11 protein-coding genes are annotated in these 17,423 nt (G+C 28.6%); 1 reads left to right on the plus strand and 10 read right to left on the minus strand.

Features of this window, described 5'->3' with window-relative positions:
• Window positions 1-76: 76 nt before the first annotated feature.
• The 10 genes from J3477_RS16505 to ribD all read right to left on the minus strand — a co-directional run bounded on the left by J3477_RS16505 (window position 77) and on the right by ribD (window position 15,918).
• Window positions 77-3,448, minus strand: coding sequence for an ATP-binding protein (locus J3477_RS16505; RefSeq protein ID WP_206871056.1), 3,372 nt, complete (start codon window positions 3,446-3,448; stop codon window positions 77-79).
• A 406-nt stretch (window positions 3,449-3,854) separates the two neighbouring features.
• Window positions 3,855-4,022, minus strand: coding sequence for a zinc-ribbon domain-containing protein (locus tag J3477_RS16510; protein WP_183279162.1), 168 nt, complete (start codon window positions 4,020-4,022; stop codon window positions 3,855-3,857).
• A 214-nt stretch (window positions 4,023-4,236) separates the two neighbouring features.
• Window positions 4,237-6,393 carry a cellulose biosynthesis cyclic di-GMP-binding regulatory protein BcsB gene (locus tag J3477_RS16515; protein ID WP_206871057.1) on the minus strand — a complete coding sequence of 719 codons (2,157 nt, stop codon included), beginning with the start codon at window positions 6,391-6,393 and terminating at the stop codon, window positions 4,237-4,239.
• A gap of 110 nt (window positions 6,394-6,503) precedes the next feature.
• Window positions 6,504-7,754, minus strand: a complete 1,251-nt coding sequence (locus J3477_RS16520) for a glycosyltransferase family 2 protein (RefSeq protein WP_206871058.1) — start codon at window positions 7,752-7,754, stop codon at window positions 6,504-6,506.
• A gap of 14 nt (window positions 7,755-7,768) precedes the next feature.
• Window positions 7,769-9,121: a hypothetical protein gene (locus J3477_RS16525; protein ID WP_206871059.1), complete on the minus strand. Its 1,353-nt coding sequence runs from the start codon at window positions 9,119-9,121 to the stop codon at window positions 7,769-7,771.
• Window positions 9,111-9,962 (minus strand): GGDEF domain-containing protein, encoded by an 852-nt coding sequence (locus J3477_RS16530; protein WP_206871060.1) that lies wholly within the window; start codon window positions 9,960-9,962, stop codon window positions 9,111-9,113. Before J3477_RS16530 ends, J3477_RS16525 begins: the two co-directional genes overlap by 11 nt.
• A gap of 67 nt (window positions 9,963-10,029) precedes the next feature.
• The gene (locus tag J3477_RS16535) at window positions 10,030-11,472 is read right to left on the minus strand and encodes a YfdI family membrane protein (RefSeq protein ID WP_206871061.1); all 1,443 of its coding nucleotides are present in this window, start codon (window positions 11,470-11,472) and stop codon (window positions 10,030-10,032) included.
• 328 nt (window positions 11,473-11,800) lie between these two features.
• Entirely contained in the window at window positions 11,801-13,333 is a 1,533-nt protein-coding gene (locus J3477_RS16540) for a methyl-accepting chemotaxis protein (RefSeq protein ID WP_206871062.1), read from the minus strand.
• Window positions 13,334-13,535: 202 nt separating this feature from the next.
• Complete coding sequence (ribA, locus tag J3477_RS16545) at window positions 13,536-14,723, minus strand: GTP cyclohydrolase II (RefSeq protein ID WP_206871063.1); 1,188 nt, start codon at window positions 14,721-14,723, stop codon at window positions 13,536-13,538.
• A gap of 106 nt (window positions 14,724-14,829) precedes the next feature.
• Window positions 14,830-15,918: a bifunctional diaminohydroxyphosphoribosylaminopyrimidine deaminase/5-amino-6-(5-phosphoribosylamino)uracil reductase RibD gene (ribD, locus tag J3477_RS16550; protein ID WP_206871064.1), complete on the minus strand. Its 1,089-nt coding sequence runs from the start codon at window positions 15,916-15,918 to the stop codon at window positions 14,830-14,832.
• An 845-nt stretch (window positions 15,919-16,763) separates the two neighbouring features.
• Between ribD and J3477_RS26140 the strand changes: the two genes are divergently transcribed.
• Window positions 16,764-17,423 (plus strand): DNRLRE domain-containing protein (locus J3477_RS26140; protein WP_228731299.1); only part of this gene is annotated, 660 nt, incomplete at its 3' end.

A 17,423-nucleotide genomic window follows, 5' to 3' on the forward strand; every position in this document is an offset into this window, starting at 1 on the left:
TTATAAATTTTCCCACTCTATGACTATATATACATAATCTCTAAACTAATCTCATTATTTACTTAATTAACTTCTATCATAGATATATATCAGAGAACTCAATAGATAAGCTCTTATCATACTTCAACTTAGATTCTTCTCTAATTTGCTTATATGCTATAGAGTTTATATCTTCCCCTTGAAGAATTCGTACTGGAAGATTTATAATAAACTCACTGCCTACCCCTACTTCACTGGCTACGCTTATGGTGCCTTCATGCATCTCTACCAAAGATTTTACTAGAGCTAGCCCTATACCACTACCTTCATTTTGTCTTGTTATGGACTTATCGATTTGTGCAAAACGCTCAAATATATACTCTGTAAGCTCCTTTGGAATTCCTATTCCTGTATCCTTAATAGAAATCTCTATATTATCATCTTTATCATATATATTAATAAATATACTTCCATCTTCTTTTGTGAACTTAATCGCATTTGAAAGAATATTTAATATAATTCTTTCGATTTTTTCCTCATCAAATGCCATTATCTTTTCTTCAATGTCTGTATCGAAGATAATTTCAATTTTTTTTGCATTACCATACTCTGTTACTGATTGGCATATCTCTTCAACAACATAAACTATATTATCATTCTTAAGATTTAAGCCTATGTATCCGCCATCAATTTTTGTAGTATCTATAAGGTTGTTTATAAGCCTTAGGAGTCTCAAGGAATTTTGATTCATAATCTTAAAATAGTACTTAATTTTTTCGTCTCCTAATTGCTTATTTCTATCCAAGGACTCTAACAATTGTATAGTACTAGAAATCACATTTAGCGGAGTCTTTAATTCATGAGATATATTTGTAAAAAATTCAGTCTTTAGCTTATCATATTCCATAAGGGCTTCTACTTTTTTATTGTTTTCCACATTTTGTTCACTTAAAGATTTAACTTCCTTATTAGCCTCTATAATTTGATTTGATAAGTTAAGAGCTTCTTTAACCTTACTCTTCAGCGTTAACAAAGTAGTTACTCTAGCTAACAATTCAGTCTTATCAAAAGGCTTATTTAAGTAATCATTAGCACCACACTCAAATGATGAAATTAAACTTTCTATTCTCCTATCAGCAGTCATAATAAGTATTGGTAACTCAAATATATTCTTTTTCTTCCTTATGTTTTCCGAAACTTCATATCCTAAAAGATCTGGCATCATCATATCTAGAATAACCAAATCTATATCTTCATTTAATTCCAATATATCTAATGCTTCTTTTCCATTTGAAGCAATCAAAATATCTTCGGAAATTTCACTTAAATAATTTTCTAATACCTTTTGATTAATATACTCATCATCAACTACTAAGATCTTATAAGAATGTCTTATATTATTTATATACGAAGTATTAGAAGCTTTTTCTTCTATGTATTCATAATTATAGTGATTTCTATTAGTTTCTAATTCATCATAAGCAACTTCGTTGTTTAATTGATCTATCCCACTAGGAATTATATCCCCAGTTGCTAATGGAATTGAAAAGGTAAATTTACTTCCCTTACCAAAATCTGAAGATGCAACTATACTACCTTTATGTAATTCTACAAGTTGTTTTGTTATATATAACCCAATCCCTGTTCCTCCATAATTGGATGAAACCCCTTCAACTTGCTCGTAAATTTTAAATATATCTTGCAGCTTATCCTCAGGAATACCAATCCCCTGATCCTCCACCGAAACTTCTAAATAACCTTCATTACATATGTACGAAATAACTATATTACCTGTATGTGTAAATTTAATGCTATTAGAAATCAAATTATATAATATTTGCTGAATCCTATTTTCATCTGCAACTATGTACGGAACATCTTTATCTATCAAATTAATTATCTTTATTTCTTTTTTCCCAACTGATGTATCTAAAAACCTTACTACATTATCTACCAATCTATTTATCTTTATTGGCTTTTTGTGAAGTTTAATATTATTATTCTTTAGTCTAGAAAACAATGTCATGTCTTCCACTAAGTTTGATAGCCTCTTGACACTCAAGTTAATTAAGTTAATACTGCTCTGATCTTCAGCATTTAGTATATTCTTATTAATCAAGCTTTCAGATAACCCTACTATTCCACTAATTGGTGTCTTAAGTTCATGAGATGTTATAGCAAAAAAGTCATCTTTTAGCTTATTTATAGATTCAAGTTTTTCTCTAGCTATCTCTAAACTGTTGTAGGCATTCGACTGTCTACCTGCTAGCACATAATAATTAGCTACAATAAATACTAGACTTCCAAGAGGAGCTAAGGATGTTGATATTATAATACTATATTCATACAGTATATCATTAACTCTTGATATGAATAATGCAAACAGTCCAACTAAGGCAATATAGTCAGGCTGCCCACTGGAAATATGAGTTTTTGATATCTTATACATCATATACAAAAGCATACTTAGTGCAAATCCCTCGAAGGGGATTATATACTGCAGATAGTATTTTATAGGGCTTATAACTGCAATAAGGGTATATAAAAATGCAGTAACCGTAGAGATTTTGACTAAGTCTTTTAGCAGTATTTCTCCATAGCACTTATTTATAAACAAAACAATAAAGGGTATATATACATAAAAAGTAAGTACCATTATTTTCACAGCAACTTGATAACTAAATCCAGGAAAGAGCATAATAAAAAATCTTTCTCCAATAAACATAGTTCTTATTGCAATTAATAAGCATACTATAGCAAAATATAATGGAGCCTTATCTTTTCTTCTCTTAACATAGACCCCTATATTGTACAATGCCGCAATAAAAGTGCTTCCTAAAATAAACAAGTCAAAAGCTAGCTTTTTATCTCTGTAGCTACTTACAACCTGATTATCTCCCATAACTATATTGTCTATAAAACCAAGTTCACTATAATAATTGCTTACCTGCAATGTTATGTAAAATTCTTTACTATTTGGAATAAATGTTCCCATTTTAGGGAGAAGCTGCGGAGTCATTGCTTCTTTACTACTTCCCACTACTCCGTTACTCATCACTAAACTGTCATTAACCCAAAGCTTGTACGCACTTTGGATATAATCTATCTTAATAGAATATATGTCATTTGGATTATTAACTAATACTTTCAGCCTATATGTTCCGTAGCCTTGTGTCGCAAATATACCAGGCACTGTTGAATATTGCTTATTACTATTAATAAGTGCTATTTCAAACTCTTCTGGGCTAATTAACTTATCTTTATAGAATTCCCATTGGCCATTTAAGTTTATCATTCCATTACTCTTGAAGTTCCAATGTGTAAAGTCAATTACTCCTGAATTCGCTTGCGGAAATTTGTTACCACCTTTATTTACGTTTATACTATCTACAATTAAAAATCCAAAAACTAATAATGTAATAGAAAGCATAACTAATAATTTTAACTTTTGCGACTTAAAATAATTCATTAAAAACTCCCCACCATAAATTTATAATTATATTCTTAGTACATTCCACATATAACTTTACTACTTTTTAGCACATACCTAAAGTAAATATATCTTATTTTTTAAATTTTAATAATTTAAGTATATAACCTTTTTCACAATGCTATCTAAATTATATACAATGTATTTTTTATAGAACTATATGATATTATCAAGTTTAATGTAAATTTCCATATTATAATCAACAATACTCCCATATAGATTCTAGCAGGAAAAACTGGCAGGCGGCATATTCTACTTTTTTATTTTTCAACTTATATTAGTTCGCATAATTATCAACAGATTTCAATGAGTTATAAACTCCTAGACAGTAAAAAAGCTACCTAAAAGAACTAAATCTTCTAGATAGCCTATATTCAGTCAATTATTATCTTCTGAATCCTCTGTTGTTGTTTTGTTGCTTTCTTGCTCTTCTACAATCTGGGCATCTTTGTGGTTCGTTTTCGAATCCTTTTTCTTTGTAGAATGCTTGTTCTCCTTCTGTGAAAACAAATTCTTTTGAACAATCTTTGCAAACTAAAGTCTTATCTGCCATTTGAACATTTCTCCTTTTTATTCATATATTAAGATTTAAAAATAGATTACTATACGCCTAAAAAGGTAATGTTCAATCATATTAATTAAATCTTTGTGTTTGCGACAAAAATTTATCACAACGAATACAGTATAACATACATAGAAATATTAAGCAAGTTTTTTATTCAACAATAAATTCCATTTTATCCAGTTCATATAAGCATAATTATACTTTATTTCCTTTTTTTATTTTTAATAAAATATAGACTTATAGCTGTAATTATAAATATCAAAAACAAACTAAAGAAGATTATAAAGTTTTTTGATTCAATATCTAAATTTCTTATTTTTTCGTATGCAGGTTCGCTAATATCTCTCTTAAACTTAAAGGTTCTTAAATTTCCAAACTTATCAATAATAGCACTATCTCCTATTAGCTTTTGTGATAGCTTAGCAGAAGATAAATATAGTAGGGATTCAGTTAGTATATTCTTGTTTGATGATGTTAGTACTAAAAGTGAACATTGCTTATTATATGGTGATATATCGAATTGAAAGGTTGCTATATTACTAGCATATTCATTTTCTAAAAACAACTTTTCATTTGATAAAAACTTAGTATAATCAGCGTTATATTTAAACCATAAATTTTCATTTATCTGTTTAATTATTGGATTATCTTGAGCAGTACCATATAATATTAAGTTCATATTTTTATATTGATCATCAAATTTACTTGCCCTAACTACATTAAAAGCACCATCACTTAAACTTGTTCCGTTCCCTATGTATGAAAACATATATGACAAGGATCTTATTTCATTTGAAGATAGATTATCAGGCACTATCAAAGCTGTATTATTAAATTTGTTATTAACTAAATATGGACTTGGATATGTTTCAAATTTATAACTCGATACTTCTTTTGTAGGCAAGTATAAAGTGGATATATCATTGACTACTGCCCAAGGCATTTCCTGCTGTCTCTGTTCACAGTAGTAATCTTCCAATTCTAAATCAAAAACTATATTTATTTCTATGTAATTCGTTTTACTTATGTTACTTGGTATATTTAATTCAACAGTATCTCCATTTGCCTTTGTTTTATCAAGTTTCCTACTTCCTATAGGAGTTCCATTAACAAAAACAGTAAGCAGCGATTTAGAAAAATCAAGATTCTCTGAATACTTCATAAAGAGAGAAATTTTTGATCCATTACTTAATGCTCTATTCTTAGGCAGTGAATAGGATATAGTACTGCTTCTTCTAAAAGGGCCTTTCATAAGTATATTCCCTATACCAAGATCACTAAAAGTAATATTGCTTTTGACACTTTCATTACTGAATTCAACTTTAGTATTAGTGTCTATTTTAAAAGTGTCTGAGTAAATTTGACTAATTAAGCTATTATTCATGAGAGCTGTTACAGCCTTCAATTTCAAATTATCATCATCAGAAATAATTATTAAGCTTTTTCGAAGATCATTTTTTGAGAAAGGCGATTTAGTCTTTTTTATTAATGCAGCATCTTTATAATCAAAATCCTGTATTTGATCATAACTATTCTTAATTTCATTTGGTATGTTATTATGACTTCCGATATATATTATATCTTTATCTGTTTTATCAACATTTTCAGAATATCTATTTATATCGATCCTATAATCTTCACTTGTGCTTAGACCACCAAAATATGTTGACAACATTAATGCTGCTGTCATATCCTTATCTGTATATTTGTCTGGAACTAATATCATGCAATTAGAGACTTTATTTTCATTAATCCTAAAAAACGGATATGGAAATTGGTCAATGCTATTACTTATACCCTTTTCTTTAAAGTTAATCAATATGTTGGACTTACTTGATAAAGTCATCCAATTTGCATTATTTACATCATCATCACAAGGCTTATCTGAAACTCTACAATAAGCTTGAATAACAAACTCATTTTCCCCTACCTTTATTAACCTTTTAGGTATATTTATTTTAAAATTCTGATCTTCCACTTCTGGTTTATAACTTATTTTACTTGAATAAAAAGGTACACCGTTTAGTAAGCACGTAATTGATGCGTTTTTCCCTTGATCTACAATCTGATTTATACTTAAAAATAAATTTATATCTATACTTTGAATATCCCACCATTTATTTGTATCAAAATACATGGTATGACTTGCAAAGGTTCCTTTAAGAACAATATCATTTCCTATATCAAGTCTTTTAAAATTATCACTATTGGGCTCATTAGCAATATTGGTATAGTCCACCAACTGATTTTCAGCTGCATATACAACAGGTATTTTATTAATTGGATTTTGAGCAGAGATTAATATAAAAATCAAAGCCATTAAAAAACTTAACTTTTTATAAAACCATCCTAAGTTCATTTACGTCCCTCCATTGATATAGAGTTTATAATCTTCTAGTCATATTTTAACTTTCAAAAAACTATAACACTTATTCTGTTTTAAGCTTTGTATGCCTAGCTTTCATCCTGTTAAAATCTCTCTGTCTTATACCACTTAGCTTCTCTTTTTAGCACAGTATCTTTTAGATAATTATAAAAACCAAGAGCAGCTACTACACTCCACAACTTACAGTAAGTAAAATACATAAGTAATATTACAAAAAAATTCTTTATATTTAATTCACCCTTTTCTGTTGATACAGCTACTAATATGGATAGAACAAAGGCTGAATAAGCCATTATCCATAAAACAATACTATAGCCGCTAATATGCAAGGTTACTGCTCCTGTAAAGCCTAAGATAAATAATCCATCGGATAATATAACCGATGATAAAAAAAAGAAATATATCATTACATAATAAAATATATCAAATCTAGTTGCACCTGCATTTTTACTAAATAAATATTTTAGATTTTTAATTACTACATATGTGTTTCCTTTTGCCCACCTTGTTCTCTGTTTTATCCATACTCTTAATGTTTGAGGTTCCTGTTCCCAAGTCACAGAGAGAGGTATAAACTTTATTTTATATCCCATTCTGTAAAGTCTAAAACTTATCTCTGTATCTTCTGTCACTGCTTTAGTATCCCAACCACCCATGTCTTCTATTATCTTTCTTCTTATTATAAAATTAGTTCCAGGAATAGTGCATAAATTAAAAAACTGCCATCTACCAGCCTGTGCCATCCATTGAAAGGTTATAGTTTCAATATTTATAAACCTAGTTAGCAAATTTCTGTTTTTATTTCTACATCTAAATTTACCTATTACCGCTCCAAACTCTTCTGATTGCTCTATTGTCTCCACTAAATATCTTAATGCTGTTTTCTCCGGAGTATTATCAGCATCATATATAACTATGTATTCTCCCATACTTCTTTGAAATCCAATATTAAGTGCATTAGATTTCCCTTTTCCACCATTTGTCTTATCAGTATTTATAACTATTAATTTACTTCTAGAATTTTTTATTTGTATTGATTTTAGTAGTTCTGCTGAGTTATCACTAGAATTATCATTTATTATTATTATTTCGTATCTGTCTACAGGATACTCAAAATTCATCAAAGCATTTACAGTTTTCTCTATAACCTTACTTTCATTATGCGCTGGAACCATAATAGATATATAAGGATAATAATCTAGTTCTCTCTTCATCTGCAGCTTCAAAGTTCTTAAATAGTATCTGTAGCCACCAATTACTAGCACAATGTTTATAAATATAACTATCCAAATTATAGAAAGTGAATATATAAGAGCATAATCAAATACAGTCATCAATTATCACTCCATTATTTAAAATATTTTCTTCTATCAATAATTCCTCCAAAGTAAGCAATTATAGCAAATACAACACATACTACTATTGTAAAAATAAGAATTACCCTATTTACTTTGCTTATATCTAGAAGTGAAGTTGCATCTTTTATTTCATTGGTTTTATCTTGTGAGTAAATTTCCTCTAGTTCAGTTTTAGATATAAACTTTCCTTGATATTGCAAGGTGTTATTTAAATAGATATTATTTCCCTTATTAGTTATCTCATTTTCTTTTAATTTAACTCTTGTTTCTACTTCACATATATCGTCAAACCTTATCCCTTTGTTAGTAATACTACTTATTTTTTCTTTAAACTCTGATAAGCTATAATCTGAACTTATAGCCAATCCTATAGGATTCATCTGTTTTTTTGCAGCTTCTAGATCGCCTATATCGAACTTCTCCATAACTTTCTTATAAGCATCAATATGTAAATTTTCAAAATCAAGTGTATTCAGATTTTGCTCTTTCTCTAATATTATAGTGTCAGAAATATTTATTATTGGATGATATTCTTCCTTATATATCCACCTATCTGGTATACTAAATGCCACTGGATATACTTGATATTTTAAATAATTTATAAATGCCAATTGAGTTCTTACCATTACTTCTTCACCACTAGGCTCTCCCATATAAAATATAGGAGATTTTAATATTACTCTTCCCCCTTTACTTTGAGCATATCTTAGCACCTCTCCAAATCTTTTCATGGAAACAAAATCTATATTTTCATAAACAGGCATAGCCTCACAAATAAACGGTATCCCTTTATCGTATAAAAAATCTACTTTCTCTATAAATTCATTAAGATCTATAAATGGATATACTCTATTCAAAATTAAGTACTTTTGATTTTTGGGCTTACTGTCGTCTCTCATTTCACCAACAATTAAGTTTCTGATCCTATAGTCATCTATGCTTGATTTGAAAACAGCTATTTTTGCTGCTGTCATATGAATATTTTTAACAGCTTCATTTACTTCATTATAGTTATCAGTAAACCATAAAATATTACCCTTATACGAACTTAACTTTTCACATGTATTTCTACTGTGATCATTGCTTTCATTATTAAGAACAATTAAATTATCATATTCATTAATATTATTTATACTTGAATTCAGCTTATTAACTTGTATCTCTACTGTGTTAGATGACATTATCAGCTTTATTATATTATTTAAATTGCTATAATCACTGGCAAAGGTTTTATAAGAATCGTACAGAATTAGAACTTTCTTTTCAGCAGCGCTACAATTATTATTAAAAAATATTATTATAAGCAAGCTTATGACGGCAATACGTTTAATCTTACACATCATATTCCAGCTCCATCTCTGCTTTTTCTAAGAAATCAAAAGCATCTGAAATCTCAGCATTGTATGCATAATACCCAATTTCCACCTCTATCCTTAACTTATTAAATAAATCCTTATCGCTGATATTTATGTTTTCTAGATTTTCTCTAAATCTTCGCTTTACTATTTCCGAGCCTTCCCCTTCTGATATAAGTAAAAATGCAAAAATGAACCTATCTTTTAAAATATACTTTCTATCTTCTAATCTTAGTGACTGTTTGAGTATATTTGATACCTCAACTAATAATTTATTGAATTCTTCCTCTGAAACTATAGCTTTAAGCTTATCTTTATATCTAAATTTAACTAGCATTAATGTTAATGGGATATTGTATCTTTTGCTCATACTCATATATATGGGAACCTCATTGAAAAACGCTGCAGCATTTCTTGCCCCTGTAGATGCATCAATCATTACTAAGGATTGATTTTCTTTCTCTAAAGTTTTTGATTCTTCCTGTAAAGCAACTATATATCTTGATAAATTTGAAAAAATAACTGCTGTTACAGGAATGGCAATAATCCAATAATAAACATCACTCTGAATATTAATTCCATTTACGAAGGTTATGTATAACTTATAACTAGAGTAGATAAAATCAATTATTAAGGTAGTAATTAGTGCTAATGTTATATTAGTATAATAACTAATCATGGCTACTATCATCACAATAGTAAACAGGATATAATTCTCAACATTCTCATAAAATTTAAAATATATAAATGAGCTATTAATTACGAAAAAGTAAGCTATCGAAAGAGTTAGATATATATCTATTTTTTTCCTATCTTGTTCCGAACTCATAGATCTTTTGCCCTCCTTCTATTTTAATAATCATCTACTTTAGCTTAAATAGGCTAGTATCAATTAATTATTGTTTCTGATGCCTTAATAACCGTATAGCTGAAAAATACACCATCAAATCAAAGCTTACATTAAACATAAACAGATGCTTTGAAATATCAGCATCTCCTGCACCCAGTGCAGATACAAATATTTGAGATACTCCTACTAAAAAAACAAATACAAATACTTCCTCTATTAGTTGTGCCTTCGTATCTTTTTTAGTCCTGTACGACATGTAATCATTAATAGCAAAAATAAAATAAATTATTATTAGAAATATTGTAAATCCAATATTATGAGGTAAATACTTACTCTTAAGATAACTATATAATGAAAAAAAACTACTTCTTTCTCCAAAGCTTTTCCCTGCAGATTTTTCGTAATTCCCCAATTCATCTGGTTTTATACTATATGCATTTTCGGAGGCTATACTCATAATTTTGCCAAATGCTCTTGGATTCTTTGCATAATATTTTAATATAGACCCAAAAGAATATTTAGAGTAAAACTCATTCATTAATTTATTATCATTCGGATCTATCACAGGCATTGATTTATAAAAAATGTTTCCCGCCAATATAGAATACTGACTATTAATACCAAATTCATTTAGAATTTTTTCTGGATCAACTTCATTTAAAAGTACGCCTCTAGTCATGGAATGGTATCTATTTATATAATCAAAAGGCCCTACTATGGAAAAATAAAATATAGCAGAGGATACTAAAAATGTACCTGTTAAAACCTTTATAGTTTGCCTGATGTTTTTATCATTTGTTATCATAAGTAATCTTAAAAGAACCAAACAATATAATATTCCTATTGGTGCAAGTTGTTGTTTAGATCCTATAAAAATTAAAGATATAATAGAAAATAATATTAGATATTTAGTATTAAGCTTATTAAAAGTATATATGTAAAGCAACAAACCTATACTTAATAAAAAGAAGCTTAGATTTACCGCTTCTCCATAAAATGAATTAAAATAAGCAATATAACTGGTATCGCAAAATATTAAAACAAATAATAAAACAACTAAAAGTTTATATCGCTTTAACTCTATATCTATTATTAAAGATTTAATAATAAAATAAGCTGCAAAATCCATAGTAATAACATAAAGTATAGCTAAGTATTTTATATCGAAAATATATCCATCCTTTAGTATTTCATTTAAAAACAAAGCAATTCTTATTAGTATTGCTTGAGTTGATAAAAGCATCATACCATTTTCGTTATAGTATTTATAAATGCCGTAATACCTGTTAAAATATCCAAAAAAAATATCATTATCGTTATTTGAAAGATGATAAAGCCCACTTTGACTTATAATTCTATAAAAGTCTCCATTGTCTGCAACTCCTATTACAGGTTCCTTAAATAATGTGCAAATGCATATTAAAGATATTAAAATAATAGAAAGCCAAATAAATAGTGAATCACTTAGATTAATCCTAATTCTTCTCATGTTTTCCTCTTTGAAGGATTACTATGTAAAAACATAACTTATACTTTTTAAATAATCATGACTATCAATAATTAATTGATAGGTACAAATTAGATTTTTCTAGAAAACCTTATGTCAATCTATTTAATAATTAGAATACTATTGGTGCATCTTTATTATTATTCCTTTTTATTTCATAGACATTCCAGTCAATAAATTCCATAAAATTATTAAAAAGCTCGCTGAAGTGCTCTTCTTCAGCGAGCTTTTTTTACGCATCTGCCTCTCTAGATACATATGCATTTAAAAAATCAATTAATATATTACACTTCCTGAGGAAGTTTATTCATTACACTATTTTAATGTCCAATCCTAGAACACCTGTTATTTTGTCTTTATTATCTTTTATTGGAACTGACACAGTTACACAAGGATTCTTAGTTATTGAAGAGATATACTTATCTGATATGTATTCTTTTCCTTCAATACTTGCTAAAAACCACTTTCTGCTACGTGCGTTTACTATTCCATTTGTTGGATTAGAATAAATAAATTTCCCTTTTGAATCATTTGTCCATATTGCTTCAATAAATGTATTTGCAAAAAGAATGTTATCTAACATTGCTTTATGTTCTCCTTTATCTAAATTAGAAAAACTTGTTTTGCTAAGTAGCTCTACATTTACTAATTTTAAAGCTTTTTTACATATCTCATATATTAATTCTTTTGTATCATCGTCTTTTGAGTCACGTATAGTATTGTGCTCGATTGAGCTTACGTATTGTATAAGTCCTTTACTAAGCTCCTCCAATGACATAGTTCTTCCTACTTGTTCATTTATCCCTTTATATAATAACTTAAAGCCATCCTTCACTTCTTTTGAACTATTTTCTAAATATATACTCTTAGTTTTAATATCTCTTGTAAAATCATATTGCCTGTTTGTAAGCTTTAATATAATATCTATCTGCTTATCAACAGAATTTAAAGAATCATTTATCTGAGAAAGACCATATCCAATATGTTGAGAATAAGAAAACCCTGCGCTTATTAATTCTACATCTTTACTTACTATCTTTGTAACATCCTCAATTGATTTCTTTATAGAATTAATCAGTTTATATATTGAGCTAACAGCTTCATTACTATTCTTAGATAGTTTTTCTATCTCAGTTGCAACTACTCCAAAGCTCCTGCCAAATTCCCCTGCTTTTGCTGATTCTATAGTTGCATTTAAAGCAAGTAAATTGGTTTGCTTTGCAAATCCACTTACAGTGTTTAATATGTAATTTATCTCTTCCGAAGTATTATTAAGTTCATTAACAATACTTTTAGTTCTTGAAGATGATTCATTTACTTCTTCAACAATCTTAACTAACTCTTCAACCACAGATAAGTTTTCTTGTATGCTAGTTGTAGAATTATTGTTTATATCTAGCAAATCATTTGATGCTTCGATGATCTTTTTTACCATATTTAATATTTCATTTATATCTTCAACTGTTTCTTTTACTTTCTCAGCACTATCATCATTTATGCACCCTATTTTTTCTGCTTCTTGATATAGATTTTGCATAAATTCATTGTTATCTACAACCGAATCAGACAGTTCACCTGATACCGCTGATATTTGAGCAGAAGTTACTTCTACCTCATAATTAAATTTTGAAAGTCTGTCTATTATACCATTAGTAACTTCAACTAAATTCTTCTTAGCTAATCCCCTATTACCTAATTGTATTTTCTCAGGTATACAGCCTTCCTTAATATTGGTTAAAGCCCCTCTCACTTGCTCAATGCTTCTTGATTGATTAATATATTTGTACATTAATCCTAGGTTAAGCAATATTAAACCTACTAATACTACTATAAGTACAATCATATTATAGCCCCCTTCATATGCTTCAAAAATAAAACATAATTTTAAGCAAAATTTATATGTATAATTTTCTATACAATAAAAGGGCAAAACCTCACTACTAGTGAGGCTTCGCCCTTGAAGCTCAAACATTTATGTTTAATTTTTATATTATACAAATTGTATAACAAATCCGTAAAGTTTACCATAATAATTTGAAAGTATTTTAGTATAAATGTCCCATTTTTTCTTTTTTTGTTTTAAAATATCTTGCATTATGGAGATTTGTATCCATTATTAACGGAACTCTCTCTACTACTTCTATTCCATGTCCCTTTAATCCGACTAACTTTTTAGGATTATTAGTCATAAGCCTTATCTTTTTTACTTTCAATTCACTCAGTATTTGAGCTCCTATTCCATAATCTCTCATATCTGCTGGGAAACCTAAAGCTATATTCGCTTCCTCAGTATCCAATCCCTCTTCTTGAAGTTTATAAGCCTTTATTTTATTTATTAGACCTATTCCTCTTCCCTCTTGTCTAAGATATAGAAGAACTCCCTTTCCTTCTTTTTCTATTGTGTTTAAAGCTGCTGCCAACTGTTCTCCACAATCACATTTCAATGAATGGAAGGCATCTCCAGTAAGACATTCTGAATGTACTCTCACTAAAACCTTATCCTCTTCATTTATTTCACCCTTTACTAAAGCAACATGATGTTCTCCATTCAATCTGTTAACGAATCCAACCATTCTGAAATCGCCATAATCTGTTGGGAGATTAGCCTCTGCTTCCTTAGTAACATAACATTCACGTTCTCTTCTATATGCAATCAACTCTTCAATTGATACAATGCTTAATTGATATTTTTCAGCTAATTCTTTAATATCATTTAAATTTGATAAAGTACCATCTTCATTTAATATCTGTGTTATAACTGCTGAAGGATAACTATCTGATAACATTGCTATATCAACAGCAGCTTCTAGATTATCAGCTCTTTTTAATACTCCACCATTAATTGCTTTACGAGGAAATATACTTCCTGGTATCCTAAAGTTTCTTCTAGTCTCTCCTTGTTTTATTAACATTTTTATAGTTGTTGCCTTATCCTCTGCAGTTACTCCACTAGAAGTACTCTCATGATCCAATGAAATAGAATATTCATCTCTACCTTTAATACCACTTCCATCCACTAACTTAGGTAGATTCAACTCTTCAAATCGATCTTCTTTAAGAGCTACATAAATAATTCCTGAACCATGCTTAGTCATAAAATTAATATTTTCTTTAGTAATATTGTCTGATATGGTTAATAGAACTCCACTATTTTCTTCATTCTCATCATCAACCAATATTATTGACTTTCCATTCTTTATCTCTTCTATTGCTTCATTAATCTTTGTAAACATATTTTCCTCCTCTATATTATTTAATTATAGAACTTGTGAAAAATGTTCTATAACTAATTCTTTTATATCCTTTTAATATTTATATTGCTTTTATGGAATCTTTTGTTCAATCTATATAGCCTTTAAATATCACATCATCACCTATAATTTGGTGAGTCACTCTACTGAGTCTTATAGCATCATTCATCTTTTCTATTCCTACTCCACCAACTGGAGTAACAGCGTCTTTACCACCGATTATCTTCGGTGCTATTGCGGCATAAACTTTATTTACCACTCTACTCTCAAAGGCAGATGCTAATAAGGAGCTTCCTCCTTCTATATATAAGGAATCTATATTCCTTTCACCTAATGCCTTCACTATATCCTCAAATTGCATCTTACCTTGTTTCTCTCTTAGTTTTATTATATCGACACCACAGTTCTTCAATTGCTCTTCTTTTTCTATAGTAATATTTTCTGATGCTATTATCAGTGTCCTTGTATTAGCATCAACTTTTAATATATTAGAATCCAAAGGAATATCCCCATACTTTGACACTATAACTCTTAGCGGATTTGATATAACAACCCCTTCTAACCTAGTAGTTAGCAAAGGATTATCTAGCCTTACAGTATTTTCTCCCACCATTATAGCAGCCACTCTCTGCCTTAAATGATGCACAAATTCTAAACTTTTCTCGCTACTTATCCATTTTGAGTCACCAGTTCTACTTGCTAGTTTACCATCTAAAGTCATAGCCCACTTTGTAAATACAAAAGGTGTTCCTGTATTTATATAATGAGCATATATTTCATTCAATTCCTCGCATTCATCCTTTAAAATACCATACTCTATATCTATACCTAATGGCTTAAATACTTCTTCAGCTTTTCCACTTCTACCAGCTCTAGGATTAGGTATTCCTATATATATTTTCTTTATCCCACTATTTAAAATAAAAGAAATATATTCATTACTTTCTTCATCAATTTCAGGTTCAATATTTATAAAAAGTTCACTGTCTCTAGTATCTTCATAAGAACTTTTTATTGCCATTATTTCTGCTTTTTCACCACCAAAAGACTTATGCCACCCTTGTCCTATTATTTTTTCTTTCTTAACTAATATTGCTCCAACTAGAGGATCTGGATTTACAAAACCACTTCCCCTATTAGCAATATCAATAGCCTTATTCATATATACTTCTCTCATAAATATACACATCCTTTTTACACTATGGGAAAAAACTTACCTTTATCAATTAACAAATCTATTATTTCCATAATTAACTTCAATATTTATAAATGTTCAATGTTTAGATAATTAGTATTTTGAAACTTCAATTTTCTAATTTATTATGTATAAATTTATCATAGCATCTACTGAACGTCAATATTAATTAATAATAATTATTATTTATTTTAAACTTTAGTATTTTTTTATGACCCTGCATTTTCAGAACATAGTAAAGAAACTCTTGAAATCAATACATTCTTCTTTTCTATTCTTTAATTTATATTATCTTTTAAGGCTATTACACATACTTATTCACAGATATGCCCTAAATATAATTTCTTTGTATGATAAAAAACAAATTACCATAATAAAGTATTAACCTCTTATAATACTTTATTATGGTAATTCACCAATATATGTATCTGTAAATAAACTTTTTTATACTAACTTAAATAAATCACTTATCCATTAAGAAAATCACTTTATTATTGAAAGATTGCAATTATCATACCTATTACACAAATAATTATCACTATTATATCAAACATAATAGAGGTTTTACCTATATTACCACTTTGACCACTGTACTTATTCATAGCTATCCCCCACTCTAAGTTATTAATTGGATATAACTCTATGATATATTAAAAAGATTAATATTAGCTTACGGAAACCTTAAAATTTTCTTAAGTATTTCCTAATTAAACTCATCTATTTTTACTGTCAATCTTGATTTAAGTACACATATTAATTAAGTTACATATTATATTTAAGGTTACAAATTATTTATGTAATTAATTTAATATAAAGGAGAGGATTATGTGCCCATAATAAAGATTAATCCTACTCAGGACACTTTTGTAGATAGCTATTGTTCAGATACTAACTATTGTTGCAGTCAAGACTTGTATATAGGTTTAACCGAAAGCAATACTTTCAATTGCAAGTACTTTAGAAGTTTATTAGAATTCGATATCAATCAAAGTGTTCCATCTGGAAAAACAATACTAGAAGCTAGATTAAATCTTTTCGTATTTAAGAAACAAAAATTAGATGCTCAATTATCACCGCAAATTGTACAGATTTACTCAAATTTAAATAATTTTTCTCAATGTGAGACCACTTGGAATAATGCTCCTAATATAGAGAGTACACCTTATCAATCTACAATAACAGACCTAGATATAAACAATTTTATCTCTATAGATATAACCGGACTCGTGTCAAATTGGTACAATAGAATAATTCCTAACTTCGGAATAACATTACTTGGATTAGAAAACAACCATCACTCCCTAATAGGCTTTAGATCATCAAAATATCAAATACCAAATAGAAGACCTCTTCTTGTAATAAAATATTCTAACTGTGTACCAACAGGACCAATATGTTGCACTGGTCCAACAGGTGCAACTGGACCTACCGGTTTAACTGGAGTAACCGGTGCTACTGGAGCCACTGGCCCTACTGGTTTAACTGGT

The organism is Clostridium zeae (assembly GCF_017312485.1).
In the GTDB taxonomy this organism is placed as follows: Bacteria; Bacillota; Clostridia; order Clostridiales; family Clostridiaceae; genus Clostridium_AR; species Clostridium_AR zeae.

What these genes read in the sequence shown, in the direction of transcription:
- J3477_RS16505 (WP_206871056.1), bottom strand. Translation starts at nt 3,448, where the DNA reads ATGAATTATTTTAAGTCGCAAAAGTTAAAATTATTAGTTATGCTTTCT.
- J3477_RS16510 (WP_183279162.1), bottom strand. Translation starts at nt 4,022, where the DNA reads ATGGCAGATAAGACTTTAGTTTGCAAAGATTGTTCAAAAGAATTTGTT.
- J3477_RS16515 (WP_206871057.1), bottom strand. Translation starts at nt 6,393, where the DNA reads ATGAACTTAGGATGGTTTTATAAAAAGTTAAGTTTTTTAATGGCTTTG.
- J3477_RS16520 (WP_206871058.1), bottom strand. Translation starts at nt 7,754, where the DNA reads ATGACTGTATTTGATTATGCTCTTATATATTCACTTTCTATAATTTGG.
- J3477_RS16525 (WP_206871059.1), bottom strand. Translation starts at nt 9,121, where the DNA reads ATGATGTGTAAGATTAAACGTATTGCCGTCATAAGCTTGCTTATAATA.
- J3477_RS16530 (WP_206871060.1), bottom strand. Translation starts at nt 9,962, where the DNA reads ATGAGTTCGGAACAAGATAGGAAAAAAATAGATATATATCTAACTCTT.
- J3477_RS16535 (WP_206871061.1), bottom strand. Translation starts at nt 11,472, where the DNA reads ATGAGAAGAATTAGGATTAATCTAAGTGATTCACTATTTATTTGGCTT.
- J3477_RS16540 (WP_206871062.1), bottom strand. Translation starts at nt 13,333, where the DNA reads ATGATTGTACTTATAGTAGTATTAGTAGGTTTAATATTGCTTAACCTA.
- ribA (WP_206871063.1), bottom strand. Translation starts at nt 14,723, where the DNA reads ATGTTTACAAAGATTAATGAAGCAATAGAAGAGATAAAGAATGGAAAG.
- ribD (WP_206871064.1), bottom strand. Translation starts at nt 15,918, where the DNA reads ATGAGAGAAGTATATATGAATAAGGCTATTGATATTGCTAATAGGGGA.